The organism is Kitasatospora viridis, from assembly GCF_007829815.1.
Lineage (GTDB): Bacteria > Actinomycetota > Actinomycetes > Streptomycetales > Streptomycetaceae > Kitasatospora > Kitasatospora viridis.
This window is the reverse complement of sequence record NZ_VIWT01000001.1, coordinates 1,013,236-1,038,224: the sequence shown is the minus strand read 5'-3', so window position 1 is coordinate 1,038,224 and position 24,989 is coordinate 1,013,236. Positions and strand designations below refer to the sequence as shown.

At 72.7% G+C, this 24,989-nt stretch carries 24 protein-coding genes, 1 tRNA gene and 2 pseudogenes; 21 read left to right on the top strand and 6 right to left on the bottom strand.

Annotated features, from left to right (window positions below; genetic code table 11):
• Positions 1-140 precede the first annotated feature (140 nt).
• The 3 genes from FHX73_RS04755 (at position 141) to der (ending at position 3,684) form a co-directional block, all read left to right on the top strand.
• Entirely contained in the window at positions 141-1,226 is a 1,086-nt protein-coding gene (locus tag FHX73_RS04755; protein ID WP_145903488.1) for a prephenate dehydrogenase, read from the top strand.
• A gap of 117 nt (positions 1,227-1,343) precedes the next feature.
• The gene (cmk, locus tag FHX73_RS04750; RefSeq protein WP_145903486.1) at positions 1,344-2,060 is read left to right on the top strand and encodes a (d)CMP kinase; all 717 of its coding nucleotides are present in this window, start codon (positions 1,344-1,346) and stop codon (positions 2,058-2,060) included.
• A gap of 178 nt (positions 2,061-2,238) precedes the next feature.
• A complete protein-coding gene (der, locus tag FHX73_RS04745) occupies positions 2,239-3,684 on the top strand; it encodes a ribosome biogenesis GTPase Der (RefSeq protein ID WP_145903484.1) in 1,446 nt (481 codons plus the stop codon).
• A 111-nt stretch (positions 3,685-3,795) separates the two neighbouring features.
• Here der and FHX73_RS47620 read toward each other — a convergent pair whose 3' ends face one another.
• The 3 genes and pseudogenes from FHX73_RS47620 to FHX73_RS47495 all read right to left on the bottom strand — a co-directional run.
• Complete coding sequence (locus FHX73_RS47620) at positions 3,796-4,425, bottom strand: hypothetical protein (protein ID WP_145903482.1); 630 nt, start codon at positions 4,423-4,425, stop codon at positions 3,796-3,798.
• 163 nt (positions 4,426-4,588) lie between these two features.
• Positions 4,589-5,374 carry a hypothetical protein gene (locus tag FHX73_RS04735; protein WP_425461430.1) on the bottom strand — a complete coding sequence of 262 codons (786 nt, stop codon included), beginning with the start codon at positions 5,372-5,374 and terminating at the stop codon, positions 4,589-4,591.
• Positions 5,375-5,701: pseudogene (locus tag FHX73_RS47495) on the bottom strand (hypothetical protein); the annotation flags it as partial.
• Positions 5,702-6,294: 593 nt separating this feature from the next.
• Here FHX73_RS47495 and FHX73_RS04730 point away from each other — a divergent pair.
• The 9 genes and pseudogenes from FHX73_RS04730 to FHX73_RS04690 all read left to right on the top strand — a co-directional run.
• Positions 6,295-7,038 carry a LysM peptidoglycan-binding domain-containing protein gene (locus tag FHX73_RS04730; protein WP_145903478.1) on the top strand — a complete coding sequence of 248 codons (744 nt, stop codon included), beginning with the start codon at positions 6,295-6,297 and terminating at the stop codon, positions 7,036-7,038.
• 376 nt (positions 7,039-7,414) lie between these two features.
• Positions 7,415-7,657, top strand: coding sequence for a transglycosylase family protein (locus FHX73_RS04725; RefSeq protein ID WP_342795280.1), 243 nt, complete (start codon positions 7,415-7,417; stop codon positions 7,655-7,657).
• A 69-nt stretch (positions 7,658-7,726) separates the two neighbouring features.
• The gene (locus tag FHX73_RS04720) at positions 7,727-8,734 is read left to right on the top strand and encodes a ribokinase (protein ID WP_145903474.1); all 1,008 of its coding nucleotides are present in this window, start codon (positions 7,727-7,729) and stop codon (positions 8,732-8,734) included.
• The gene (locus tag FHX73_RS04715) at positions 8,731-9,471 is read left to right on the top strand and encodes an alpha-ketoglutarate-dependent dioxygenase AlkB family protein (protein ID WP_145903472.1); all 741 of its coding nucleotides are present in this window, start codon (positions 8,731-8,733) and stop codon (positions 9,469-9,471) included. The genes FHX73_RS04720 and FHX73_RS04715 overlap by 4 nt, the downstream gene beginning before the upstream one ends.
• A gap of 192 nt (positions 9,472-9,663) precedes the next feature.
• Complete coding sequence (locus tag FHX73_RS04710; protein WP_145903470.1) at positions 9,664-10,545, top strand: acyl-CoA thioesterase; 882 nt, start codon at positions 9,664-9,666, stop codon at positions 10,543-10,545.
• A gap of 117 nt (positions 10,546-10,662) precedes the next feature.
• Positions 10,663-11,445 carry a DUF1684 domain-containing protein gene (locus tag FHX73_RS04705; RefSeq protein WP_145903468.1) on the top strand — a complete coding sequence of 261 codons (783 nt, stop codon included), beginning with the start codon at positions 10,663-10,665 and terminating at the stop codon, positions 11,443-11,445.
• A 60-nt stretch (positions 11,446-11,505) separates the two neighbouring features.
• Complete coding sequence (locus tag FHX73_RS04700) at positions 11,506-12,789, top strand: MFS transporter (protein WP_145903466.1); 1,284 nt, start codon at positions 11,506-11,508, stop codon at positions 12,787-12,789.
• Positions 12,790-12,908: 119 nt separating this feature from the next.
• Positions 12,909-12,982, top strand: a tRNA-Pro gene (locus FHX73_RS04695).
• 246 nt (positions 12,983-13,228) lie between these two features.
• Positions 13,229-13,591 (top strand): annotated as a pseudogene (locus FHX73_RS04690) (transposase); the annotation flags it as partial.
• Here FHX73_RS04690 and FHX73_RS04685 read toward each other — a convergent pair.
• Complete coding sequence (locus FHX73_RS04685; RefSeq protein WP_145903461.1) at positions 13,572-14,063, bottom strand: hypothetical protein; 492 nt, start codon at positions 14,061-14,063, stop codon at positions 13,572-13,574. The pseudogene FHX73_RS04690 and the gene FHX73_RS04685 overlap by 20 nt on opposite strands.
• Before the next feature lie 102 nt (positions 14,064-14,165).
• Here FHX73_RS04685 and FHX73_RS04680 point away from each other — a divergent pair, with 102 nt between their 5' ends.
• Positions 14,166-14,585 (top strand): Scr1 family TA system antitoxin-like transcriptional regulator, encoded by a 420-nt coding sequence (locus tag FHX73_RS04680; protein ID WP_145903459.1) that lies wholly within the window; start codon positions 14,166-14,168, stop codon positions 14,583-14,585.
• Between the two features lie 153 nt (positions 14,586-14,738).
• Here FHX73_RS04680 and FHX73_RS04675 read toward each other — a convergent pair whose 3' ends face one another.
• Complete coding sequence (locus tag FHX73_RS04675) at positions 14,739-14,996, bottom strand: hypothetical protein (RefSeq protein ID WP_145903457.1); 258 nt, start codon at positions 14,994-14,996, stop codon at positions 14,739-14,741.
• A gap of 765 nt (positions 14,997-15,761) precedes the next feature.
• Between FHX73_RS04675 and FHX73_RS04670 the strand changes: the two genes are divergently transcribed.
• Both FHX73_RS04670 and FHX73_RS04665 read left to right on the top strand, forming a co-directional pair.
• Positions 15,762-17,198 carry an amino acid permease gene (locus FHX73_RS04670; RefSeq protein ID WP_145903454.1) on the top strand — a complete coding sequence of 479 codons (1,437 nt, stop codon included), beginning with the start codon at positions 15,762-15,764 and terminating at the stop codon, positions 17,196-17,198.
• A 9-nt stretch (positions 17,199-17,207) separates the two neighbouring features.
• A complete protein-coding gene (locus FHX73_RS04665; protein ID WP_145903446.1) occupies positions 17,208-17,735 on the top strand; it encodes a universal stress protein in 528 nt (175 codons plus the stop codon).
• Between the two features lie 133 nt (positions 17,736-17,868).
• Here FHX73_RS04665 and FHX73_RS04660 read toward each other — a convergent pair whose 3' ends face one another.
• Positions 17,869-19,098 (bottom strand): pyridoxal phosphate-dependent aminotransferase, encoded by a 1,230-nt coding sequence (locus FHX73_RS04660; protein WP_425461360.1) that lies wholly within the window; start codon positions 19,096-19,098, stop codon positions 17,869-17,871.
• Positions 19,099-19,425: 327 nt separating this feature from the next.
• On the opposite strand from FHX73_RS04660, the gene FHX73_RS04655 reads away from it, so the two are divergent.
• The 6 genes from FHX73_RS04655 to mtnC all read left to right on the top strand — a co-directional run bounded on the left by FHX73_RS04655 (position 19,426) and on the right by mtnC (position 24,971).
• Complete coding sequence (locus tag FHX73_RS04655; protein WP_246213350.1) at positions 19,426-20,190, top strand: class I SAM-dependent methyltransferase; 765 nt, start codon at positions 19,426-19,428, stop codon at positions 20,188-20,190.
• A 63-nt stretch (positions 20,191-20,253) separates the two neighbouring features.
• Complete coding sequence (metK, locus tag FHX73_RS04650) at positions 20,254-21,474, top strand: methionine adenosyltransferase (RefSeq protein WP_145903442.1); 1,221 nt, start codon at positions 20,254-20,256, stop codon at positions 21,472-21,474.
• Entirely contained in the window at positions 21,471-23,015 is a 1,545-nt protein-coding gene (gene mtnA, locus FHX73_RS04645; RefSeq protein ID WP_145903440.1) for an S-methyl-5-thioribose-1-phosphate isomerase, read from the top strand. Before metK ends, mtnA begins: the two co-directional genes overlap by 4 nt.
• A complete protein-coding gene (gene mtnB, locus FHX73_RS04640) occupies positions 23,012-23,674 on the top strand; it encodes a methylthioribulose 1-phosphate dehydratase (RefSeq protein ID WP_145903438.1) in 663 nt (220 codons plus the stop codon). The genes mtnA and mtnB overlap by 4 nt, the downstream gene beginning before the upstream one ends.
• Complete coding sequence (locus tag FHX73_RS04635; protein WP_145903436.1) at positions 23,671-24,249, top strand: 1,2-dihydroxy-3-keto-5-methylthiopentene dioxygenase; 579 nt, start codon at positions 23,671-23,673, stop codon at positions 24,247-24,249. Before mtnB ends, FHX73_RS04635 begins: the two co-directional genes overlap by 4 nt.
• Positions 24,246-24,971, top strand: a complete 726-nt coding sequence (gene mtnC / locus FHX73_RS04630) for an acireductone synthase (RefSeq protein ID WP_246213349.1) — start codon at positions 24,246-24,248, stop codon at positions 24,969-24,971. Before FHX73_RS04635 ends, mtnC begins: the two co-directional genes overlap by 4 nt.
• Positions 24,972-24,989: the final 18 nt, after the last annotated feature.

Sequence of the window (24,989 nt, the reverse complement as noted above, 5' to 3'; positions counted from 1 at the left end):
GTCCCGCGGATTCGCCGGGGTGGGGCGGGGGTTGTCGGGGGAAGCCGCGCCGCGTGGTGGGGGCGGGGGAGCGGCGCGGCGGGCGGTGCGCGAGGATTGGGGCGTTCGCAGCGTCCCGCGGTCAGGAGAGGGCCCTCCCCATGCGCACAGCCGTCGTCGTCGGCACCGGTCTGATCGGCACCTCCGCCGCGCTCGCGCTGACCGCCCGGGGGATAACGGTGCACCTGGAGGACGCCGACCCCGACGCCGCCCGGACCGCCGCCTCGCTCGGCGCCGGGATCACCGACGAGATCGAGCAGCCGGTGGACCTGGCCATCGTCGCCGTGCCGCCGGCCCTGGTCGGCCGGGTCCTGGCGGACTGTCAGCGGCGCGGGCTGGCCCGCTGCTACACCGACGTGGCCAGCGTGAAGTCCGGGCCCCGGGCCGAGGTGGCCGAGCTCGGCTGCGACACCACCAGCTACATCGGCGGGCACCCGATGGCCGGCCGCGAGCAGTCCGGGCCGCTGGCCGCCCGGGCCGACCTGTTCGAGGGGCGCCCGTGGGTGCTCACCCCCACCGCCGACACCTCCACCGAGACGCTGAACGCCGCGCTGGAGCTGGTCGCGCTCTGCGGCGCGATGCCGGTGGTGATGGACGCCGTCGCGCACGACCGGGCCGTCGCGCTGGTCTCGCACGCGCCGCAGCTGGTCTCCTCGCTGGTCGCGGCCCGGCTGGAGAACGCCGACGAGACGGCGGTGCGCCTGGCCGGGCAGGGGGTGCGGGACGTGACCCGGATCGCCGCCTCCGACCCGCGGATGTGGGTGGACATCCTGTCCGCCAACGCGGCCGTGGTGGCCGACGTGCTGGAGGAACTGGCGGTCGACCTGAACACCGCCGTGGGCTCGCTGCGCTCGCTGGCCGCCGACGGCGCCCAGGACCGGCAGAAGGGCACCGCCGGGATCGAGGCCGTGATGCGCCGCGGTAACCAGGGCCAGGCCCGGATCCCCGGCAAGCACGGCGCCCCGCCCACCCGCTACGAGACCGTGGTGGTCGCGATCGGCGACCAGCCCGGCGAGCTCGGGCGCCTGTTCAAGGAGGCCGCCCGGGCCGGCGTGAACGTCGAGGACGTGGCCATCGACCACTCGGCCGGCCGGCGGATCGGCCTGGTCCAGCTCTCCGTCGAGCCGACGGCGGTGCACCAGCTGGTCACCGTGCTGACCGAACGCGGCTGGGACGTGCGGGACTGAGGTCGCGCGGGAGGCGGGTCGGCCGGCCCCGGCCCGGGCGGTGGGCGGCCGGGGGAGTGGTGCGGGTCGTCTAACCTTGAGGTATCTCCCCCGGGTGTCGAGAAGAGAGGTTCCCCCGTGGACACTGCCGACCGAGCGCACGCCCCGGTCGTCGTCGCCATCGACGGACCCTCCGGCTCCGGCAAGTCGACCGTCTCCCGTGCGGTCGCGGCCCGGCTCGGGCTCAGCTTCCTGGACACCGGTGCGATGTACCGGGCGATGACCTGGTGGATGCTGACCAACGGGATCGACATCGACGACGCCGACGCCGTGTCGATCGCCTGCGCCAAGCCGGTGATCGTCTCCGGCACCGACGCCGACGGCCCGACCATCACGGTGGACGGCGTGGACGTCTCCGGTCCGATCCGCGGGCCCGAGGTGACCGCGCAGGTCAGCGCCGTCTCCGCGGTGCCGGCCGTGCGGGCCCGGCTGGTCGAGCTGCAGCGCGGCTGCGCCGAGGTGGCCCCGCGCGGGATCGTCGCCGAGGGGCGGGACATGGGCACCGTGGTCTTCCCGGCCGCCACCGCCAAGGTCTTCCTGACCGCCTCGCCCGAGGCGCGGGCCGGGCGCCGGGCCGCCGAGCTGCGGGCCAAGGGCGTCGACGAGGCGACCATCGCCGCGATGGCCGCCGACCTGACCCGGCGGGACGCCGCGGACTCCTCGCGGGCGACCGCCCCGCTGGTCCGGGCCGAGGACGCCGTGCTGGTGGACACCAGTGAGCTGACGCTGCCCCAGGTGATCGACGCCGTGGTGGAGTTGGTCGCGGAGCGGGCCGGTCACCTGACCGCCGCCTAGCCTCACGGGGTCCGGTCGACGACCGGGGCCCTTCTCCGTCCGTCTTTCCGTTCTTCGAGTTTCTTCGAGTTTTCGGTCTTCGAGACTTGTTCTTCGCGCTGCCCGGCCGTTCCGTCCGGGCAGGTACGCACGGTCCGCGCCCGTTCGGCGGGGCGGGCCGGGAAATGGATCAGTGGTAATGAGCAACGAGCACCTCGCCGGTCACGGCGAGCTGGACGACACCGAGTACGCCGAGTTCATGGCGCTCGCCGAGAGCGAGGGCTTCGAGGACGGTGACCTCGACCTGGAGGCCGGCGCGCACCTGCCGCTCCCGGTGCTGGCCGTGGTCGGCCGGCCGAACGTCGGCAAGTCGACCCTGGTGAACCGGATCATCGGCCGCCGCGAGGCCGTGGTCGAGGACCGCCCGGGCGTCACCCGCGACCGGGTGCAGTACGAGGCGACCTGGAACGGCCGCCGGTTCAAGGTCGTCGACACCGGCGGCTGGGAGATCGACGTCCTCGGCATCGACGCCATGGTCGCCGCCCAGGCCGAGCTGGGCATCGAGACCTCCGACGCGGTGCTCTTCGTGGTCGACGCCACCGTCGGCGCCACCGACACGGACGAGGCGCTGGTCAAGCTGATCCGCCGCTCCGGCAAGCCGGTGGTGCTCTGCGCCAACAAGGTGGACGGCCAGTCCACCGAGGCCGAGGCCGCCTACCTCTGGTCGCTCGGCCTCGGCGAGCCCTACCCCGTCTCCGCGCTGCACGGCCGCGGCTCCGGCGACCTGCTGGACGCCGTCATGGCCGCGCTGCCCGAGGCGCCGCCGCAGACCTTCGGCGTCGCGCTCGGCGGCCCGCGCCGGGTCGCGCTGATCGGCCGGCCCAACGTCGGCAAGTCCAGCCTGCTCAACAAGGTGGCCGGCGAGGAGCGGGTGGTGGTCAACGAGCTGGCCGGCACCACCCGCGATCCGGTCGACGAGATGATCGAACTGGGCGGCAAGACCTGGAAGTTCGTGGACACCGCCGGCATCCGCCGCCGGGTCCACCTGACCGCCGGCGCCGACTTCTACGCCTCGCTGCGCACCTCCGCCGCGCTGGAGAAGGCCGAGGTCGCCGTCGTCCTGATCGACGCCAGCGAGACCCTGGCCGAGCAGGACACCCGGATCATCTCGATGGCCGTCGAGGCCGGCCGCGCTGTCGTCATCGCCTACAACAAGTGGGACCAGATGGACGAGGAGCGCCGCTACTACCTGGAGCGCGAGATCGAGAAGGATCTCGTCCAGGTGCAGTGGGCGCCCCGGGTCAACGTCTCGGCGAAGACCGGCCGGCACATGGAGAAGCTGGTGCCGGCGATCGAGACCGCGCTGGCCGGCTGGGAGACCCGGATCACCACGGCCAAGCTGAACGCCTTCCTCGGCGAGCTCGTGGCCGCGCACCCGCACCCGATCCGCGGCGGCAAGCAGCCCCGGATCCTCTTCGGCACCCAGGCCGGCATCAAGCCGCCGCGGTTCGTGCTCTTCGCCTCCGGGTTCCTGGAGGCCGGCTACCGGCGCTTCGTCGAGCGGCGGCTGCGTGAGGAGTTCGGCTTCGTCGGCACGCCGATCTCGATCTCGGTGCGGGTGCGGGAGAAGCGGAAGAAGAAGTGAGCGGGCGTAGGTAGTAGGGGGTAGCGGAGAAGGGGACGTGGTCGGCAACCGCCGACCACGTCCCCTTCTCCGTTTTCTCCGTTCCTTCGATGCGTCTTGATGCGTCGTTGGTCAGCCACGGCCCGGGGGGAGGGAGAGCAGGTTGCCCCGGTGGCGGCCCGGCGACGGGACGGTGACCGGGGCGAGGTAGCCGGTGGCGACCCAGCCCTGGCCGGCCGCGGGCTGCTGGGCGCCCGGGTGCTGGGCGGGGTGGTGCCCGGGGTGGTGGGCCTGGTGGGCGGCCGCCTGCTGGGGGTGCGGGGCGTGCGGGTGCTGCGGCTGGTGCGCATGCTGGGCGGCCGGGGGGTAGCCGGGGGAGTGCTGGGGGTGGGGGTGCGGGTGCTGCGGCTGGGGCTGGTGGGCGTGGGCGCCCTGCGGCGGCACGAACTGCGGGATGCCGGGGAGCTGGCCCGGGTAGCCGGGGAAGGGCTGGTGCTGCGCCAGCGCGCCGTAGGGCTCGGCCGGGGCGGGCGGGGGGAAGCCGGCGTAGGAGTCGTACGGGCGGACGGCGAAGCCGGTGAACCGCAGCTCCTCCTCGCCGGACCGGTCGCCGGGCAGGGCGCGGAAGAGCCGGCGGTACTCCGAGTACAGCTCGTCGTAGATCGGGGTCGGGGCGGGGGCGAACGGATGCTCCCCGTCGTACGACGGCCTCATCGCCGGGATGCTGCGGGTGGCGGTGGTCTGGCGGAAGGCGGAGGTCACGTCGTAGCTGTACACGTAGGGCCCAACGAGCGAACGGGAGCGGGGATGCGGGTCGGCGGTCGGCCGTCGGCGCCCGGCGCGGCGCCGCGCGCCGGAGGGGATCCGGCGCGCGGCAGGGGTGGTGACGACCCGTCGGGCGGTGACGGTTCGTCGGGGGCGGGTATCAGGTGCCGGCCAGCGGGAGGGTGGCCGCGACCAGCAGGCCCTGGGCGGCGGCCCGGTCCAGCGCGTTGCGCAGCAGGTCCTCGCGGGGCTGGCGGCCGATGGTGCCGGCCGGTGCGGCGTACATGATCACGGTGGACTGGCTGTTCGCCGCGTTCCGCCACGCCTCGGTCACCACCAGCGGGGCGTGCGCCTGCCACCACGCGCTGGTGCCGGCCGAGGAGGGCTGCAGGATCGAGTGCAGCCGGCCCATCGCGAACAGCACCGACCAGCCCGGCAGCCGCGCCGGCGGCTCGTTGACGTCGGCGATCCGGGTGAAGCCGTGGTCGGCGAGCAGCGGCAGGAACTCGTCGGTCCCGCTGGTGCTGCCCGGTCGGCCGACCGGCCCCGTCGGCTCCACCACGAGCGCGGCGTGGCCGGTGTCGCCGCAGAGCACCAGACCGCAGGTGACGCCGAGGACGGCCGGCTCGCCCGGGGCCGGGACCCGGCCGCCCGGCTCGGCGGCGGGCTGTCCCGGAGCCGACGGCCGGCCCAGCGGCTGCGCCGGGGAGCCGCCCTGCGGGTAGCCGGCGCCGAGCGGGTCGGCGAGGGCGGCGGCCGAGGCGGCCGCGTAGGAGTCGGCCAGCGGGTCGGTCCGGGGGCTCAGCAGCGGGTCGCCGAAGGGGTCGGCGAGCGGGGCGGCGAGGGGGTCGCCGGGCCGGCCGGCGTAGGAGTCGGCCAGTGGGTCGGTCGCGGCGAAGGGGGCGGTGGACGAGTACGGGTCGCCGGCCGCGAACGCGCCGCCCAGCGGGTCGCCGGCCGGCGCGAGCGGCTCGCCCGCGGCCGGGCTGGTGCCCTGGGTCTGGCTGATGCTGCGCACCGCGCCGAGCAGTTGTTCCTCGGAGACCGGAACCACTTGGGAGGGGATGCAGCGGGCGTGGGCGAAGGCCAGTACGGCCGTCTCGTCGCCGACGAACAGCACCGTGCTGGTGCGCTCGTGGAGGCTGTCACCGGGGGTGCGACAGGAGGTGCAGTCGTAGGTGTCGGGGGTGTGAGCCCCGCCCAGCAAACGGTCGGCCTCGTCGTCGCCGATCTCGGCGCGGACCTCGTCGCTGACATCGAGCAAGCGCGGCAACAGGACTCCTAGGTGTGTTGGCTGGGCGGCACGGACGCCCCGGGGCGGCGCGGGCGGGCCCGGCCGCCATTACCAACGGAGGGGTGTGGTCGGAGTCACGGGTTGGGTGGTGGGGTGTCGGATTTTGCCGTCGATCCGACTGCATGTGGTGAACGTCTGATCGCTCGCTGTTGATGGTGTGCTCGGGCTCACAGCTTCCGGGGCGTGACCGATGCCACGCCGGAAAGATGTTTGACCGGTGGATATGCATCCAAAACGGACATTGGACCTTGGAAACCCGTGATCGTTACCTCGGGTAACACTGGGCTGACCTGGATGGATCCTGAACGGATCATGAATTTGTTGATTCCGTGCCGGAGAGCCACCTACCTTCATCCCCGGTGCAACGAGCACCACCCGGGCTCATCCCCGATGCACCTCTCACCAGGTGCCCGCCGCGCGGCCACTCGAACAGGCCGCCCGGTGTGCGGAGGGTGGCCGGGGCGGCGCGGTACGTCGGACACGTACTCGGCCGCCCGCAGGACGCGGCACGGCGAAGCAGGCCCCCAGGGCCTGGTTCCGCATGCCCGCCCGGGGCTGTCGAGAGGGAATCCATGTCTTTCCGTAACGAGAACGCCGCTGCCACCAACGCCGACGCCGCCCCGACCAAGCGCAACTGGGTCCGGCTGGCTGTCCTGGGTGGCGCTGTCGCCGCCCTCCCGGTGGCGGGCCTCGTCACGGCCACCACGGCCTCCGCCGCGTCCACCGCGACGTGGAACGCCGTCGCCCAGTGCGAGAGCACCGGCAACTGGTCGATCAACACCGGCAACGGTTTCTACGGCGGCCTGCAGTTCACCCCGTCCACCTGGGCGGCCTACGGCGGCACCCAGTACGCCGCGCAGGCCAACCAGGCCACCCCGGCGCAGCAGATCGCCGTCGCCGAGAAGGTGCTCGCCGACCAGGGCCCCGGCGCCTGGCCGGTCTGCTCCGTCAAGGCGGGCCTGACCGCCGGTGGCGCCGCGGCGCAGGTGGACACCTCCACCCCCGCCACCAGCGCCCCCGCCCCGGCCGCCCCGGCCCAGAAGCCGGCCGCCCCGGTGCAGCAGGCCCCGCAGGCCCCGGCCGCCCCGGCCAAGCCGTCCGCCCCGGTCGCGCCGAAGTCGGACAACGGCCACCGCGGTGGCGGCCACAAGGCCGCCAAGGGCACCAACGGCAGCTACACCGTCAAGAGCGGTGACACCCTGAGCGCCATCGCGGCCGCCCACGGCACCAACTGGCAGGACCTGTACCAGAAGAACGCCTCCGTCATCGGCGGCAACCCGAACCTGATCCTCCCGGGCCAGGTGCTCTCCTTCTGATCGGTGCCACCGGTCCGGACCGGGCACCGCGTGCCCGGCGCCGCGTGACGAACCGTCGTTCCCCTTGCGGGGGACGGCGGTTCGTCGTTTTGGGTGCTGCTGTCCGGCTTCGGTGGCGTTGCTCGGCGGGCGCGCGCTGGTTGGTCGGCGGGCGCGCCCTGATGGGGGAGTCCGGCTCGCTCCGGGGTGGGGCGGCGGCGAGAGTCGGAGGATGCGAGATCGAATAGGTGCGGTGGTGGCGGGGGTCGGGGTGTGCTGGTGCTGCGTCGTCGGGGCGTCGGTGGGGCCGACCGCACCGACGCCGGTGCCGGCACCTGTGGTCGTGCCGTCGCCGTCGCCGTCGCCGTCGCGGGGCTCGGATACGGTGCCGGACGGCGTGTGGGACCAGGTCGCGGACTGCGAGAGCGACGGGGACTGGGCCGCCGATACCGGGAACGGGTACTACGGCGGGCTGCAGATCTGGCCGCCGACCTGGCGGGAGGCGGGCGGGCTGGACTACGCCGCGCGGCCGGACCTGGCGAGCCGTCGGCAGCAGATCAGCGTGGCGCGGGAGATCCTCCGGGAGCAGGGGTGGGAGGCGTGGGGCGGCTGCGCGCGGGACCTCGGGCTGCTGAAGTGAGGCTCGCCGATCGTCCGTTGGGACCGGCCGCGCCGGTCGGGGGCGGGTGCCCGGGGTGAGAATGGGCGGATGGTGGACCGAACGGATACGACCGTGCGGGTCGTGGTGGTGGGGAGCGTCAACCTCGACCAGGTGATCGAGGTGGCGGCGCTGCCCCGGCCGGGGGAGACGGTGACCGGCGGCCCCGTGCTGCGGCTCGGCGGGGGCAAGGGGGCCAACCAGGCGGTCGCGGCGGCCCGGCTCGGTGGGGCGGTCGCGCTGATCGGTGCGGTCGGGTCCGATGCGGACAGCGCCGCGCTGCGTGCGGAGTTGGCGGGCGAGGGGGTGGACGTCGGCCGGCTCGCCGAGGTGCCCGGGCCGCCCGGGCACGCGGTGGTGCTGGTGGACGCGGGGGCGGAGAACTGCATCGTGGTCTCGCCCGGTGCCAACGCCGCCGTCGGGGAGGCGGAGGTGGCGGCGGCCCGGGAGGTGCTCGGTGCCGCCGCGGTGGTGCTCGCGCAGTTGGAGGTGCCGATGGCGGCGGTGCTGGCCGCGGCCCGCTCGGCCGGCGGGACCTTCGTGTTGAACCCGGCGCCGGTGCCCGTGTCGGTTCCCGGCGGAGCGGGTGGGTTGCCCGGGGAGCTGTGGGGACTGGTGGACGTGCTGGTGCCGAACCGGACGGAGCTGGAGGGGCTGAGTCCGCTGGACGGATCCGTCGGCTCGGTCGACGAACCGGTCGGTCCGGTGAACGGACTGCCCACTCCCGAGCTGCGCCGCGTCGCGTGGCAGGCGCTCGCCCTGCCTTGCCCTCGTGTGGTGGTCACCCTCGGCGCCGAGGGCGTCCTGGTGCGTGACGGTTCGTTCGTCGAACTCGTACCCGCCCCGAAGGTCGCCGCAGTGGACACCACCGGGGCCGGCGACACGTTCTGCGGTGCGCTCGCCGTCGCGCTGGCCGAGGGCGAGCCGCTCGCCGGTGCGGCCCGGTTCGCCGTCCGGGCCGCCGCGCTGAGCGTGACCCGGACCGGTGCGCGCACCGCGATGCCCACCCGGGCGGCGCTGGGTAGCGCGGCACCAGGCGGCTCGGGGGGCCTGGCGTGACCGGCGAGCTCTTCCCGCGCGAGCGCCGCGAGATCGCCCCCGGTGCGGTGCTGGTGCCCGATTGGCTGGACCTGGAGCAGCAGCGCGAACTCGTCGAGGCCTGCCGGGCCTGGGCCCGCCCGCCGGCCGGCCTGCGCCGGGTGCGGCTGCCCGGCGGCGCCGAGATGTCGGTGCGCCAGGTGTGCCTGGGCCGGCACTGGGCGGTCGTCCCGCGCTGCCCCGTCTGCGGCGTGGCCCGCAAGACCTCGCCCGGCTGCCCGCGGCACTCCTATCCCTACGCCTACCTGCGCACCGTCGCGGACGGCGACGGCGCGCCGGTCAAGCCGTTCCCCGCGCTGCTCGACACCTTGGCCAGGCGCGCCGTCACCGAGGCCTACGGCCCCCGGCTCGACGGGATCCCCGGCGCGGTGGGGTACGCGCCCGACGTCGCCCTGGTCAACCACTACGGCGAGGGCGCCCGGATGGGGCTGCACCAGGACCTGGAGGAGGTCCTGGACGCCCCCGTGGTCTCGCTCTCGCTCGGCGACTCGTGCGTCTTCCGGCTCGGCAACCCGGTGACCAGGACCGGTCCGTTCACCGACGTGGAACTGCGCGGCGGCGACCTGCTGGTCTTCGGCGGACCCGCCCGCCGCGCGTACCACGGCGTGCCGCGCACCCTCCCCGGCAGCGGCGACCCGGCCCTGGGCCTGACCGGCCGGCTCAACATCACCGTCCGCAGCACCGGCCTGCCCGGCTGAGCCGTCCGGTCGTTTCCGTCATGCCCGTCGCGCAGGTCGAGCAGGTCACGCGCGTGATGCACGGGACAGGAGGGACCAGTGGTACAGATGGTTTGTCAGGGGAATTCCCCGGTCGCCGGCGGACTTCTGGACTGACAGCAGTGGTGTGCGCACCGGGCTGGGCCGGAGCACGCTCGCGTAGAGGGAGACGTCATGGGAACGCCCGTCGACCAACTGGTGGACCTGCTGGATCTGGAGCAGATCGAGCTCAACATCTTCCGCGGGCGCAGCCCCGAGGAGTCGCTGCAGCGGACGTTCGGCGGGCAGGTCGCGGGCCAGGCGCTGGTCGCCGCCGGCCGTACCGTCGCCGACCAGCGCCCGGTGCACTCGCTGCACGCGTACTTCCTGCGCCCCGGCGTCCCCGGAGTGCCGATCGTCTACCAGGTGGACCGGATCCGGGACGGCCGCTCCTTCACCACCCGCCGGGTGCTCGGCATCCAGCAGGGCCGCAGCATCTTCGCGCTGACCGCCGACTTCCACCGCCCCGAGCCGGGCGGGATCGAGCACCAGGAGCCGATGCCGCAGGTCGCCCCGCCGGAGGACCTGCCCAGCGCGCTGGACGAGGTCGGCCAGCGCCTCGGCGAACTGCCGCCGTTCATCAGCCGCCGCCAGCCGTTCGACATCCGCTACGTCGAGCGGCTGCGCTGGTCCAAGGAGGAGTTGGTGGACGTGCCGGCCCGCAGCGGCGTCTGGCTGCGCACCAACGGCCCGCTGCCGGACGACCCGCTGATCCACGTCTGCGCGCTCACCTACGCCAGCGACATGACCCTGCTGGACTCCGTCCGCGCCCCCGTCGAGCCGCTCTGGGGCCAGCGGAACTTCGACATGGCCTCGCTGGACCACGCGATGTGGTTCCACCGCCCGTTCCGCACCGACGAGTGGCTGCTCTACCAGCAGGAGTCGCCGATCGCGCACGGTGCCCGCGGCCTGGCCCGTGGTCAGATCTTCGACCGCAACGGCCAGTTGGTCGTTTCCGTGGTGCAGGAAGGCCTGTTCCGGCCGATCGCCCCCGCGGCGACCGAGGACCGCGACTGACCGCCGGAGCGCGGGGGAAGCATCCGACCACGGTGGGACACAGCACAGTTCGAGACGAGACAAGACGAGACAAGACGAGACAAGACGATTCCGAGACGAGACAAGGGGAACCTGGCGATGACCACCGACGCCGAGGAATGGCAGCGCTGGACCGAGGCCCGCACCGCCGGGGCGGGTGCCCCGCACGGCACGCTCGCCCTGACCGGCACGCACTGGCTGGTGGCGGAGCCGGCGCCGATCAAGGGCGTCCCGGGCCTGTGGGCGGCCGCCGGCGACCGGATCCGGGTCACCGCCGACGCCGGTGAGGGCCTGCTGCTCGGCGACCGGCCGGTGGACGGGGAGGTGCTGGTCCGCCCCGACACCCACCCCGACGCCGACCGGCTGCGCCACGGCGACCTGCTGCTGGTCCCGATCGAGCGGGAGGGCGAGCTGGCGGTGCGGGTCTACGACCCCGCCGCCGAGACCCGGGCCCGGTTCGCGGGCATCGCGGTCTTCCCGTACGCGCCGGAGTGGTCGGTGCCCGCCGTCTACACCGCGTACGACGAGGGCGACGCCGCCGTGACCGTGCCCAACGCCGACGGCCGCGACCGCCCGCTGGTCGTCTCCGGCCGGATCGCCTTCGAGCTGGCCGGAGAGCCGTACAGCCTGACGGTCGGCCGCGGCGGCCCCGACGGCACCCAACTCAGCGGGGTCTTCGCGGACGCGAGCAGCGGGACGGACACCTACCGGTTCCGCTTCATCAACCTGCCGGCGCCGGACGAGCACGGCCGCACGGTGCTCGACCTGAACCGGGCCTACCTGCCGCCCTGCGCCTTCGCCGACCACTACGTCTGCCCGTTCCCGCCGCCCGGCAACCGGCTGCCGATCCCGGTGCGGGCGGGCGAGAAGTCCGTCCTCTGAGTCTGTCTACCGGTACCCCGCCGGAACGCGGTCGGCCCGGTGGGGTGACCATAGGTCGCTATGTCGACCAATCATCCAACGAATGCCACGCTGGCACCCCCACCCACCCCACCGCGCCGCCGGGTCCTCGCCGACCTGACCCCGCTGCGCTCCAGCGCCGACTACCGGCGGATCTGGTTCGGCCAGTCGGTCTCCTCGATCGGCCAGCAGATGACCGCCGTCGCGGTCGCCGTCCAGGTCTACGCCCTGACCGGCTCCGCCTTCGCCACCGGCCTGGTCGGCCTCTGCTCGCTCTTCCCACTCGTCGGCTTCGGCCTCTACGGCGGCGTGATCGCCGACCGGACCGACCGCCGCAAGCTCGGCCTGATCGGCTCCGCCGGCCTCGCCGTGGTCTCCGCCGTGCTCGCCGCCCAGGCGCTGTTCGACCTGCGCCAGGTCGGCGTGCTCTACGCGTGCGTCGCGCTGCAGGGCGCATTCTTCGCCATTTCCAGCCCCGCCCGCGCCTCGATGATCCCCCGCCTGCTGCCCGCCGAGCAGCTCCCCGCCGCCAACGCCCTCAACACCATGAGCATGAACCTCGGCATGACCGTGGGCCCCATGCTCGGCGGCGTGCTGATCGGCGCCTTCGGCGCGCAGTCCGCCTACCTGGTGGACACCATCGCCTTCACCGCCGTGCTCCACGCGATGTGGCGGCTGCCCGCGATGCGCCCGCTCGGCACCTCCGGTGCGCGCGCCTCGGTGCTCGACGGGCTGCGGTTCCTCAAGCAGCAGCCCAACCTGAGGGTCAGTTTCCTGGCCGACCTGGCCGCCATGGTCTTCGGCCTGCCGCGCTCGCTCTTCCCCGCCCTCGCCGCGAGCCACTACGGCGGCCACGCGGGCATCGTCGGCCTGCTGGTCGCCGCGCCCGCCGTCGGCGCCCTGGCCGGCGCCCTGTTCTCCGGCTGGATCAGCCGGATCCACCGCCACGGCCTGGCCATCCTCGCCTCGGTCGCCGCCTGGGGCCTGTCCATCGCCGCCTTCGGCCTCACCGGCGGCCACCTCTGGCTCGGCCTGCTGCTGCTCGCCGTCGCCGGCTGCTCGGACACCGTGAGCATGGTCTTCCGCAACACCATGCTCCAGGTCGCCGCCCCCGACGAGATGCGCGGCCGCCTCCAGGGCATCTTCATCGTCGTGGTCGCCGGCGGCCCCCGGCTCGGCGACTTCGAGTCCGGCACCGTCGCCGCCCTCACCACCCCCACCATCTCCGTCATCACCGGCGGCCTCGCCTGCCTGGCCTGCGTCCTGCTCCTCGCCGCCCGCCGCCCCGCCTTCCTCCGCTACGACTCCCGCCACCCCACCCCCTGACCAGCCCGCATACCTGGCAGCGAGCACCCCCCGCCGTGCTGTATTGTTTTCCACGTCGCCGAGAGATCGACGACAAGGTCGAAGAGCCGAAGCCCGACGAGGGTGGGGCAGTGAGACCACGGGACGTGGCGCAGCTTGGTAGCGCACTTGACTGGGGGTCAAGGGGTCGCAGGTTCAAATCCTGTCGTCCCGACTGTGAAGTCGGTTGTGAGAGCGGGTACTTGGGAAACCGAGTGCCCGCTCTTTCGGGTTTTTGAGGCCCGCTTCTTGGTCCCGAGTGGTTCCAAAATGGTCCCCAGGTTTGGCCGCGTATGCGTCGCCAGCCGTTGCTCCAGTGGCTGACGTGAGGATTGTTCTTTGATCTCAAGGTGACGTGCGAGAGCGCATTGCCGTTTGCTGGAGCGAGGCGTGGTAGCGCACTTGACCTTCGGTCAAGGACAACGACGCCGGCCGCGAACTCCTGGAACAGCTGCGCGCCGAGCACCACCGTATCGCCCTGGTATGGGCCGACGGCGGCTACACGGGCTGGCTGGTCACCTTCGCCGCCGCTGTCCTGGCCCTCGCGCTGACCGTCGTCAAGCGCAGCGACGACGTCAAGGGGTTCGTGGTGCTGCCGCGCCGCTGGGTCGTGGAGCGTAGTTTTTCCTGGCTGATCCGGGCCCGGCGGCTGGCCCGGGACTACGAGACCCGCATCGACAGCGCCGAGGCGATGGCCTGGTGGGCCGCGAGCATCCCGGCCACCCGCCGCCTGGCCCGCTCGGGAGTCCCCGCGCCCCGCCGCGTCAAGCGGTCCGCGGCCTGAACAACCCCGGCCCCACCTCACGAAGCCAGCCCCGCTCCACCAGCCGCTTCGCCCGGAAGCGCGCGGCCCGCTCCTTCGCATCACCGGCCGGCCGGCCCAGATGCTCACGCATCCGCCGGGCCCGCACCCCGTCCCCGCCACCGGCTGCGTCAACCTCGACCAGGGCCACGATCGCCGCGCAGTCGCCCGGCAGCACCCCGGCCCCCAACCCTTCGCGCCACAACGGAACTTCAACCCGCGAACCGGCGGCCCCCGCTGCCGGCACGACCACCGGCACAACAGACGCACCGGCCTCATCGGCTGCCTCGGCCAGGGCCGCCACCGTCTCCTCGCGCGCGATGACCGCGCGCCGCGCGGCCTCATCCGCCTCCGCGACAGCGGCCTGAACCCGCCCCAACTCCGCCCTCAACTCCTCCGCCCGAGCCAGCGCCACCCGCTCGCGCCTCTCCAACACCCCCAGCACCGACGGCATCCGTAACCTCCCGACACGCCCCGCACCGACACGACGATCCGAGCGTGCCTACCGAGTGACGGCCACACACCTCACCTGGGAAAACGTGACCCTACCTTCGATTTGGGAATCGCTTCTGACGACATCCAGGCCGGCGTCGCGGCTCGGACCGCCCGCGCCCAGTTCATCGGCCAGGAAGACCGGACCTATCACGTCCTGCTCGGGGAGCAGGCCCTGCTGACCAACATCGGTGGCCCCGAGGTGATGCGCGGTCAGCTGCGCAGGCTGACCGAGGCGCTGTCCCTGCCCGGGCTTCGGCTCGGAATCCTGCCGGCCAGGGCCCGACTGCTGATCTACCCGGGCGACGGATTCGCGATCTTCGACGACCACCGCGTGGAGGTGGAGGGCTTCCGGGGCAGCGAGACCATCACCGACCCCGACCGCCTCGCGGTCTTCCGCAAGGCATTCGACCGTCTCCAGCAGTCTGCGGTCTACGACGCGGCCGCACGCGACCTCATCGAGACCGCACTCAGCGGAACCTGACAGCAACAGGCCGAAGATGCGGCGCTTACCCGGGGTCCGGCACTCCAGAGCCAGGGCGGCCGGACCCAGGCAGCCTGCTGTGAACGGACCGCCGGTCACCGGGACGTGGGCGGCTTCGGCCACTGGGTTCCGTGAGCGGCGGCGTCGAGGACCTCACTGTCCAAGGGCGAGGGCAGCCAGTTCGACGCTCGTGCGGGCGAGGTAGTCGGACTCGTCCCGGTGCAGCCCCTCCGCCACGGCGGCCGTCAGCATCCAGCCTGGCGCGCTCTTCTGGAAGGGGCCGCGCAGGAGCGCCTCCAGCAGCTGCCCGATCTGCCGGTCGTCGGAGCGCTGCTGGGCCTCCTGTGCCGCCATCAGTGCGGCAGCCGAACCGGGCTCGGCACCCATCGCGACGGCGATCAGGAACCCCATAGGCAACCGGCTACCGCTGGCGGGCATTTGCTTTCCTCCTGCGAAGGCGAAATCGCCGCTCCATCCTGCCGCAGCAGTCGGACAGCGCGCAGGTGCACGCCGCCGCCGGAACGGCCAGAGGATCCGCGTCCCCGGCCTTGATGTGGATGGGGTCAACGGCGGTGAACCCGGTGATCTGTACGTCGCTGTTCAGGTTCTGTCCTGACCCAGCCTGTCGGCAGCCGCGGTGTGGCCGTGAGGCTACCGGGTGGAGATGCTCGACATCGAGGAACCCCACGGGCCGGCGCCCGCAGTTGGTTACCGGCGGACGTGGTCGTGGTGCGCCGCGGCTGCGATCGGGCGTGCGCCGCCGTTAGACGGTCGCTCGGATCGACTGCCCGGGGATCACGCTGTGTCGTTGCGGCGGGGTGGCGGCGTGCCGCTGTCGGGGGCGGAGTGGGTCGCCGCGGGTGCCGGTCCTCGCTGTTGCCGCGGATTCGTTCCCGGAGTACGCGGCCCAGAGTTGCCGAAGTGGGGGTGGAGTCCGGTGGAGGGGCGCTGAGCTGCACCGATTCGAAGTGTGACTTGCATCACTTCCAATCGGGCGTGCGCAGATCGAAACACTGAGCCAAAATATCCTACAGACACACCGAGTGACGGTTTAGTGGCTCAGGGCGGATGGTTCGGTACATGCCACCGCGCCGGGCGAAAACGGGGGTACGGCTTCTCGCCGACTGCATGACGCGTCATCAGTCGGCCGCCGGCCGGACAGAGAAGGACAGTGAGATGCAGCCACAGTTAGTCGGAGAACCGCCAGGCGTCCAGGAGGAGGGGCCCGGCACGGGCACGACGGCGGCCGGCGCGGAGTACCGGCGCGGGCTCGGCACCCGGCACGTCCAGATGATCGCCATCGGCGGGACCATCGGCACCGGGCTCTTCCTCGGCGCCGGCACCGCGATATCGCAGGCGGGCCCGAGTCTGGTCATCTGGTACGCGATCGCCGGCTGCGTGCTCTTCGTCGTCATGCGGGCGCTCGGCGAACTCCTCACCCACCGCAGCGATTCGGGGGGATTCGTCAGCTACGCGCAGGAGTTCCTGGGGCCGTTCTGGGGCTACGCCACCGCATGGACCTACTGGATCATGTGGGTCACCACCGGCATGGCCGAGATCACCGCGGCCGGACAGTACGTCAGGTACTGGTACCCGCAGGTCCCGCAGTGGCAGACGGCTCTGGTCGCCCTGGTGGTGCTCTTCGCGGTCAACCTGATCTCGGTCAAGTCCTTCGGTGAGCTGGAGTTCTGGTTCGCCCTGGTCAAGGTCGTCGCCATCGTCGGCATGATCCTGGTCGGACTGGCGATCCTCACCCTGGGCGTCGGTCCGGCCGGGCACTCGGCCTCGGTGACCCACCTGTGGCGGGACGGCGGCGTCGCACCTCACGGCGTCTGGCACTCGCTGATGACCCTGCAGATCGTGCTCTTCGCCTACCTCGGGGTGGAGCTCGTGGGCGTCACCGCGGGCGAGGCAGAGAACCCGCGCCGCAACATCCCGCGCGCCATCAACAGCCTGCCGGTGCGGTTCGGCCTCTTCTACATCGGCACCCTGCTGGTGATCCTCTCGCTGCTGAGCTGGAGCGCCTTCCAGCCCGGCGTCAGCCCCTTCGTCGCCGTCTTCGCGAAGGTCGGCATCCCGGCGGCGGCCGGGATCGTCAACTTCGTCGTCCTCACCTCCGCGCTCTCCTCCTGCAACGCGGGCGGCCTGTACGCCACCGCGCGCATGCTGCGCACGGCCGGGCGCAACGGCCACGCGCCGGCAGCAGTCGGCCGGCTGACGCGGCGCGGTGTACCGGCCCGGGCGCTGGCCGTCTCGGCGGCGGTGATGGCTGTCGGCGTGTGGGTCAACGCGGTGGATCCCGAGCACGCCTTCGCCTACATCACCTCCGTGTCGACCGGCGGAGCGATCCTGGTCTGGAGCACCATCCTGGTGACGCACCTGCGCTACCGCCGCGCGGTGGCGGCGGGCCGGTCGGCGGGGTCGGACTACCGGCTGCCCGGCGCCCCGTACGCCAGCTGGCTGGCGCTCGGCTTCTTCGCCCTGGTGACCGTGCTGATCGCCTGGCGGAGCGACACCAGGATCGCCCTGTACGTGATGGCCGCCTGGGGGGCGCTGCTCTGCCTGGGCTACGCCGGGCTGCGCGCCAACCAGCGGCTACGACAAGCTGGTTGAGCCGGAACCGTGACACACGGCGGAGCACGGGTCATCGTCGGGGTGAGCGGTTCCCCGGGCGGCCTCGCGGCACTTCACCAGGGCGCCCGGGAGGCCCGCAAGAACGGTGGAGTCCTCGTGGCCGTGCACGAATGGCACCCGCCGGGCGGCCGGGGGCCGGACCGCGGCCGGATCCCTCCGTCGCTGGTGGAGCTGTGGGAGAACCTCGCCTCGGCCCGGCTGGAGACGGCGCTGGACACCGCCTTCGGCGGTCGCCCGGCAGGGGTGCGGACCGATCTGGTGACCATCGAGTCGCTACCGGGCCGGGGGCTGTGCGCGGTCGCCGACCGGAACGACGACCTGCTGGTGATCGGAGCGGGCGGGCGCGGCCCGTGGAAGAGGCTGCGCGGCCGGGTCCGCCGCCATGTCCTGGCGAAGTCGTGCTGCCCGGTGCTGACCGTGCCGACGCCCTTCGTGCCGTGGCGCGAGGGCCGCAGGCTCCGGCGGGCCAGCCCTTCGGACTTCGCGCCGGCCGGGCCGGGAGGCCGTGACGGGTGAGCGTCGACACTCACCCGTCACGGCGCGCCGGCCGGCCTCCGGTCGACTGACTCCGGCCGTTTCACGGCCAGTTGCTACTCATAGGGGGATGCAAGTGTGGTGCGCGGAGCGTGCAATCCGGCTGGCCGATCCGTCAGAGCTCTGGGTCCGACGACGACCCGTCACCGACTCGTCGGGACTGCGCCGGCGCCCTCAACCGGTCGGCCGTCTCGGCCAGGACCTCGGGGCGCTTGCAGAAGGCGAACCGGATGAACGGCGCCCCCGCCTCCTTGTCGTCGTAGAAGACGGCGCTGGGAATCGCCACCACACCGTGGCTCACCGGCAGGGCGCGGCAGAAGTCCGGCCCGTTGGACGGGAGTTCGACCCCCGCCGCGACGAGCGGACGGATATCGGCGGTCACGAAGTAGGTGCCCTGCGGGACGAAGACCCCGAAGCCCGCGTCGCGCAGTCCCGCGCAGAGCAGCTCCCGCTTGGCCCGCATGTCGTCCCGGAAGCCGGTGAAGTAGGAGTCGGGCAGTCGCAGCGCCTCCGCGAGGGCGTACTGGAACGGGCCGCCGCTCACGTAGGTGAGGTACTGCTTGGCCGTCCGCACCGCGCGCACCAGCGGCTCGGCCCCGGTCACCCAGCCGATCTTCCAGCCGGTGAACGAGAAGGTCTTGCCCGCGGAGCCCACCGTGAGCGTCCGCTCCCGCATGCCGGGGAACGAGGCGATCGGCAGGTGGTCGCCGTCGAAGACCAGGTGCTCGTACACCTCGTCCGAGATCACCAGGAGGTCGTGCTCGCAGGCGAGTTCGGCGATCTCGGCCAACTCGCCGCGGGTCAGCACGGTGCCGCTGGGGTTGTGCGGCGTGTTCAGCAGGAGCAGCCGGGTCCGGGGGGTGACGGCCGCCCGCAGTTCCGCGAGGTCCAGGGTGAACCGCTGCCCGTCCGGACGCAGCGGGACGGTGACCCGGGTGGCCCCGCTCATCGCGATGCCGGCCGCGTAGGAGTCGTAGTAGGGCTCCAGGGTGATCACCTCGTCGCCCGGTTCGAGGAGGGCCAGCAGCGCCGCGGCGATCCCCTCGGTGGCACCGGCGGTGACCAGGACCTCGCCGTCCGGGTCGTAGCTGAGGCCGTACCAGTGCTCCTGGTGGGCGCTGACGGCCGTGCGCAGCTCGGGGACGCCGGCGGCCGGGGGGTACTGGTTGCCCCGGCCGTCCCGCAGGGCGCGCACCACCGCCTCGCGCACCTCGGCGGGTCCGTCGGTGTCCGGAAATCCTTGGCCGAGATTGATCGCCCCGGTCGCCGCGGCGAGTTCGCTCATTTCCGCGAATATCGTCGTGCCGAAGCCGGACAGCCGCTGGTTGAGTAGCGGTCGGGTCAACTTGATCCTCCTGCTGAATCACGTCGGTCTATACCGTCCGGAGTTGGGCGGCCTCACCTTGATATCAGAGACGGGAGCTCCGGCATGAGATCCGCGAAAAACATGTGGCCCGCATCACACCACCCGCCCGGGAATATTTGCTACGCTCCATTCGGTCACCATTGTTCTGGCCGCCGAGAAGAGCTTGGGCCCGGGATCTGAGTACCGCCGCAAAGGCGGGCGGACCGGCTCCGCCGAACTGGTTGTTCGACCTCGTGGACTATTCCGCCAGCCGTTTCTGTGCGATCTGATGATTCTCTGCTCGGACCCTCGCAAGAGCCCATTGCCATGCTTCTCGTTTCCCTTGTCTCGGAGGATTCCATGCATGCTGCTCAAGTTGGTGTGACAGCACGGCAAGAGGCCCCCGGAAGTGACGACTTCTATCGCGACCGAGGCGCCTCCGCGATCATGAGAGCCGCACACTTCCCCGACGAGTTGCTCGCCTTCCTGCAACTGGAGTTACTGGTCGCCCGCGAGACGGTGGCCGGCCACGGCTGCGACACCCTGGTCGAACTGGGGTGTTACGACGGTCGCGCGCTGGAGGTCGCCCGGGTCGCGGGCGTCAGCTACCTCGGCATCGACGTGAACCGCGAGGGGATCGAGGCCCTCAAGCAGCGCATCTTCGACGAAGGGCTGCACGGGCGGGCCGACGCCGTCCACGGGGACGCGCTCAAGAGCGACGAATGGCAGTACCGCATCGCCGGGGTGAACCCCCTGCACGTGGTGCCCTTCAATCTCATCGGCAACTTCGCCGAGCCCGCGGAACTGCTCCGCGAACTGGCCAAGGTGGGTGGGATCGCACTGGTCTCGGTATTCAACGCCGAACCGTGGACCACCGGGGTTCGACGGGCCTACTACTCGGCCTGCGGTATCGCCGGACTGATGGAGGAACCCGGCCGCTACGGCGGTGTTCGATTCCGTGGGGACGACGGCTTCGAATCCGAGTCATTTGGCAGCGAAGGATTTTCCGAGCTGCTCGCGGAATCCGGTGTCAAGGTGCTCGATGAATCGGCGAATCGCTATGGGCGGTGCATCACCATCGGCCTCGGCTGAGATCGGCCGAGATCGGCCGAGATCGGCCTGAAATCGCACGACAAACGTCACGGAGGAGCAGTAGTGGCCCACCGCCTTTTCACCTCGGAATCGGTCACCGAGGGACATCCCGACAAGATCGCCGACCAGATCAGCGACACGATCCTCGATGCCATGCTGGCAGCGGACCCGCACTCCCGGGTCGCCCTCGAAACGCTGGTCACGACGGGCCTCGTGCACATCGCCGGAGAGGTCAGGACGCGGGCCTACGTCCCGATCGCCGCGCTCGTCCGGGAGAAGATCCTGGAGATCGGCTACGACTCCTCGGCCGCCGGCTTCGACGGCGCCAGCTGCGGCGTCTCGCTGTCGATCGGCAGCCAGTCCCCCGACATCGCCCAGGGCGTCGACACCGAGGGCAAGACCGGGGACGAGCTGGCCCGCCAGGGCGCCGGCGACCAGGGCCTGATGTTCGGCTACGCGACCGACGAGACCCCGGAGTTGATGCCGCTCCCGATCCACCTGGCCCACCGGCTCTCGGCGCGGCTGTCCGCGCTGCGCAAGGACGGCACCCTGCCGTACCTGCGCCCCGACGGCAAGACGCAGGTCACCATCGAGTACGACGGCGACAAGGCCGTGCGGCTGGACACCGTGGTGGTCTCCACCCAGCACGCGCCGGGCGTCGACCTGGCCACGACGCTGCCCGAGGAGATCCAGCGCCACGTCGTCGACGCCGAGTTGAAGGCGCTGGCGGAGAGCGGGGCCGTGCCCGGCTTCGACACCGACGGCTACCGCCTGCTGGTCAACCCCACCGGGCGGTTCGAGATCGGCGGCCCGATGGGCGATGCCGGGCTCACCGGCCGCAAGATCATCATCGACACCTACGGCGGCATGGCCCGCCACGGCGGTGGTGCCTTCTCCGGCAAGGACCCGTCCAAGGTGGACCGTTCGGCCGCCTACGCGATGCGCTGGGTCGCCAAGAACGTCGTCGCCGCCGGCCTGGCCGCACGGTGCGAGGTCCAGGTGGCGTACGCCATCGGCAAGGCCGAACCGGTGGGCCTGTTCGTCGAGACCTTCGGGACCGCGAACGTCGACCCCGGGAGGATCGAGCACGCCATCGGCGAGGTCTTCGACCTCCGACCGGCCGCGATCATCCGCGACCTCGACCTGCTCCGCCCCGTCTACGCGCAGACCGCCGCCTACGGCCACTTCGGCCGCGAGCTGCCGGACTTCACCTGGGAGCGCACCGACCGGGTCGACGCGCTGCGCGCCGCGGCGGGCACCGGCTCGGGGAGCGGGGCCCGATGAGCGCGTCCGCGCTGCCCGCCGCCCTCGACTGGGAGGACGGGGTCGTCGTCGCCATCGACCAGCGGGCGCTGCCCGGGGCGCTGCGGCTGCTGCGGCTCGAGACGGTCGACCAGCTCATCGACGCGATCACCAGCCTGGCGGTGCGCGGCGCGCCCACCCTGGGGCTCGCCGGCGCCTACGGCGTCGCCCTCGCCGCGCACACTCACGACCTCGGGACCCCCGCCGGCGAGGCCGCGCTGCGGGCCGACGCGGCCAGGATCGCCGAGGCCCGGCCCACCGCGGTCAACCTGGCCTGGGGCGTGCGCCGCGCGCTGAGCCGGCTGGCGGCCGGGCCGCAGGGCGTGCTCGCCGAGGCCCGGGTCATGGTCGCGGAGGACGCCGCGGCCAACCGGGCCGCGGCCGGCCGGGCGGCCGACCTGGTGGCTGAGCTGGCGCCGGGCCGGAAGCTGCGCCTCCTGACGCACTGCAACACCGGACGGCTGGCCACCGCCGCGGAGGGCACCGCCATCGGCACCATCCTCGAACTGGCCCGCCGCGGGCTGGTCGAGGAGGTGCTCGTCGACGAGACCCGCCCGCTGCTGCAGGGGGCGCGGTTGACGGCGTGGGAACTGGGCGCGGCCGGCGTGCCCTACCGGCTCTGCGTCGACTCCGCCGCCGCCGCGGCCATGGACCGGTCGATGGTGGACTGCGTGCTGGTCGGGGCCGACCGGATCGCGGTCAACGGCGACACCGCCAACAAGATCGGCACCTACGGCCTCGCGGTGGCCGCCGCCCGGCACCGGATCCCCGTGGTCGTGGTGGCCCCCGAATCGACGTGGGACCACGAACTCCCCGACGGCTCCGGCATCGTGGTCGAGGAGCGGGATGCCGCCGAGGTCACCGGCTTCGGTGGCACCCGGGTGGCACCGTCCGACGCCAAGGCCTTCAACCCCGCCTTCGACGTCACCCCGGCCGAGCTGATCACCGCGCTCGTCTCCGAACGGCGCACCGTGCGCCCCCGGTTCGGGGTGACCGAGCCGACCAGCGCCGAAATCGCGGCGCTGCTCACCGAGTTCCCCGACTACCCGAAGCCGGGGGTGGTCTTCCGCGACCTGGCCGGGCTCTACGCCGAGCCGGGGATGCTGTCCCGGCTGGCCACCCGGGTGGCGGACCGCTTCGCCGGGGAGTTCGACCGGATCCTCGCCATCGAGTCCCGCGGCTTCGTGCTGGGCGCCGCGCTGGCCACCCTGACCGGCCTGCCGCTGACCCTGGCCCGCAAGCCCGGCAAGCTCCCCGGCGCCGTCCACCAGGCCGAGTACCAGCTGGAGTACGGCAGCGACCGGATCGAGGTGCAGGAGGGTGCGGTGTGCCCCGGCGAGCGGGTGCTGTGCGTCGACGACGTCCTCGCCACCGGGGGCACGCTGCAGGCCGCGGGCCGACTGGTCGAGCTGAGCGACGCCAAGGTGGCCGGGCTCGCCACGATCGTCGCCCTGACCGGGCTCGGCGGCCGGGAGCGGCTCGCCGGCCATCCCGTCCTGGCGCTGTGCGAGGTGCCGGCATGACCACCGCGACCTTCGCCCAACGCGGCGCCGAGCTGGCGGAGTTCTCCGGCCGGCTGTACGAGCGGGGCTGGCTGCCCGGCACCTCCGGCAACCTGTCGGTCCGGCTCCCGGGAGCGGGCGGCCGCGCGCTCATCACGGCCAGCGGCTTCGCCAAGGGCGAGCTCACCGGCGCCGACACCGTGGTGGTGGACATCGCGACCGACGAGGTGGCGGAGCCCACCGCGTTGCGGGCCTCCGCCGAGACGTCGATCCACACCGCGATCTACCGCACGACCGGCGCCGAGGCCGTCATCCACGTCCACTCGCCGTACGCGACCGCCCTCGCCTGCCGCATCGCCCCCTCGGACCGGCCCCAGCGGCTGCGGTTGGAGCGGTTCGAGCTGCTGAAGGGGCTCGGACTGGCGGACCCGTCCGCCATCGAGCTGCCGGTCCTGCCCAACTGGCCCGACGTCGCCCGCATCGCGGCCGACACCGCCGACCACCTCACCCGCACCCCGCAGGCGCCGCCCGCACTGCTCATCGCCGACCACGGGATCACAGCCTGGGGACGCAACCTGGCCCAGGCCCGGAACCGCCTTGAGTGCCTGGAGGCGATCTGCCAGGTGCTCACCGTCAACGGCGGCGCGGTACCCGTACTCACGACAGGAACGAGCTCGTGACTCTGCTCCAGGTCATGCCCGACGACGCCCCCGAGGTCGTGCTCCTGCGCACCCGGGACCGCGCGCAGATCGCCGATGTCCTGCTCGACTGCTCGGTCCGGCTGCGCAGTTGGCCGGTGCGCGGGGCGGTCGAGCCCGGCACCGCCAACGACGCGCTGATCGAGCTCTACCGGGCGGAGGTGGACGAGCTATGCGCCGAGGAGGGCCTGAAGGTCACCGACACCGTCCAGTTCCACCCCGAGGACACCCCGCAGTGGCGGACCCGCGCCGAGCAGGCGCGGCTCACCTTCCTCGAAGAGCACCGGCACGGCGAAGACGAGGTCCGCTTCTTCGCCCAGGGCACCGGCTGCTTCTACCTCCACGTGCAGGACCGGGTCCTCGCCGTGGTCTGCGAGGCGGGCGACCTGCTGTCGGTGCCGGCCGGCACCAGGCACTGGTTCGACATGGGACCCCGCCCCGATTTCTGCGCCATCCGGTTCTTCGAGGAGGAGGACGGCTGGGTCGGCGACTTCACCAGTGACCCCATCGCCCGGAGCGTCCCCCGGTTGGACGCGCTGCTGGCGGGTGACCGGTGAGCGCCGTGACCGCCGGTCCGTTCGCGGTCGACGCCGTGGTGCTGGACATCGAGGGGACCGTCGGCTCGCTCGCCCACGTCCAGGAGGTGCTGTTCCCCTACGCGCGGGAGCGGCTCGCGCACTGGACGGCGGAGCACTGGGACGACCCGCGGCACGCCGGCATCCGCCGGGAGATCCGGGAGGCGACCGGCGATCCGGCCCTCGGCGCGGCGGCCGCGGCCGCCGTCCTGGGCGACTGGTCGGACCAGGACCTCAAGACCGCGCCGCTCAAGGCCGTCCAGGCGCTGATCTGGGCCGACGGATACGCCGACGGGTCGCTGCACGGGCACGTCTACCCGGAGGTGCCCGGGGTGCTGGCCGACTGGCAGCAGGCCGGCATCGCCCGGTACGTCTACTCGTCGGGCGCGCTCGCCGCGCAGCGCGACTGGTTCGCCCACAGCGACCTCGGCGACCTCTCGGCACTGCTGGACGGCTACTTCGACCTGACCACCGCGGGCGGCAAGCGGGAGCCCGACTCCTACCGGCGGATCGCCGCCGCGGTGGGCGCCGAGGGCCGGTCCGTCCTGTTCCTCAGCGATGTCGACGCGGAACTGGACGCGGCCGCGGCCGCCGGCTGGCGCACCGCGGGGGTCCGGCGCGCCGGTGACCCGCGGGGCACGGCGGTCGGCGCGCACCCGACCGTCGACTCCCTCCACCTGCTCCGGGTCACCAGCACCCGATGAGCACACCACGAACCGACA

What these genes read in the sequence shown, in the direction of transcription:
- FHX73_RS04700 (WP_145903466.1), top strand. Translation starts at nt 11,506, where the DNA reads ATGTCGACCAATCATCCAACGAATGCCACGCTGGCACCCCCACCCACC.
- FHX73_RS04720 (WP_145903474.1), top strand. Translation starts at nt 7,727, where the DNA reads ATGGTGGACCGAACGGATACGACCGTGCGGGTCGTGGTGGTGGGGAGC.
- FHX73_RS04675 (WP_145903457.1), bottom strand. Translation starts at nt 14,996, where the DNA reads ATGGGGTTCCTGATCGCCGTCGCGATGGGTGCCGAGCCCGGTTCGGCT.
- FHX73_RS04705 (WP_145903468.1), top strand. Translation starts at nt 10,663, where the DNA reads ATGACCACCGACGCCGAGGAATGGCAGCGCTGGACCGAGGCCCGCACC.
- FHX73_RS04730 (WP_145903478.1), top strand. Translation starts at nt 6,295, where the DNA reads ATGTCTTTCCGTAACGAGAACGCCGCTGCCACCAACGCCGACGCCGCC.
- der (WP_145903484.1), top strand. Translation starts at nt 2,239, where the DNA reads ATGAGCAACGAGCACCTCGCCGGTCACGGCGAGCTGGACGACACCGAG.
- mtnA (WP_145903440.1), top strand. Translation starts at nt 21,471, where the DNA reads ATGAGCGCGTCCGCGCTGCCCGCCGCCCTCGACTGGGAGGACGGGGTC.
- mtnB (WP_145903438.1), top strand. Translation starts at nt 23,012, where the DNA reads ATGACCACCGCGACCTTCGCCCAACGCGGCGCCGAGCTGGCGGAGTTC.
- FHX73_RS04710 (WP_145903470.1), top strand. Translation starts at nt 9,664, where the DNA reads ATGGGAACGCCCGTCGACCAACTGGTGGACCTGCTGGATCTGGAGCAG.
- FHX73_RS04670 (WP_145903454.1), top strand. Translation starts at nt 15,762, where the DNA reads ATGCAGCCACAGTTAGTCGGAGAACCGCCAGGCGTCCAGGAGGAGGGG.
- FHX73_RS04655 (WP_246213350.1), top strand. Translation starts at nt 19,426, where the DNA reads ATGCTTCTCGTTTCCCTTGTCTCGGAGGATTCCATGCATGCTGCTCAA.
- FHX73_RS04685 (WP_145903461.1), bottom strand. Translation starts at nt 14,063, where the DNA reads ATGCCGTCGGTGCTGGGGGTGTTGGAGAGGCGCGAGCGGGTGGCGCTG.
- FHX73_RS04755 (WP_145903488.1), top strand. Translation starts at nt 141, where the DNA reads ATGCGCACAGCCGTCGTCGTCGGCACCGGTCTGATCGGCACCTCCGCC.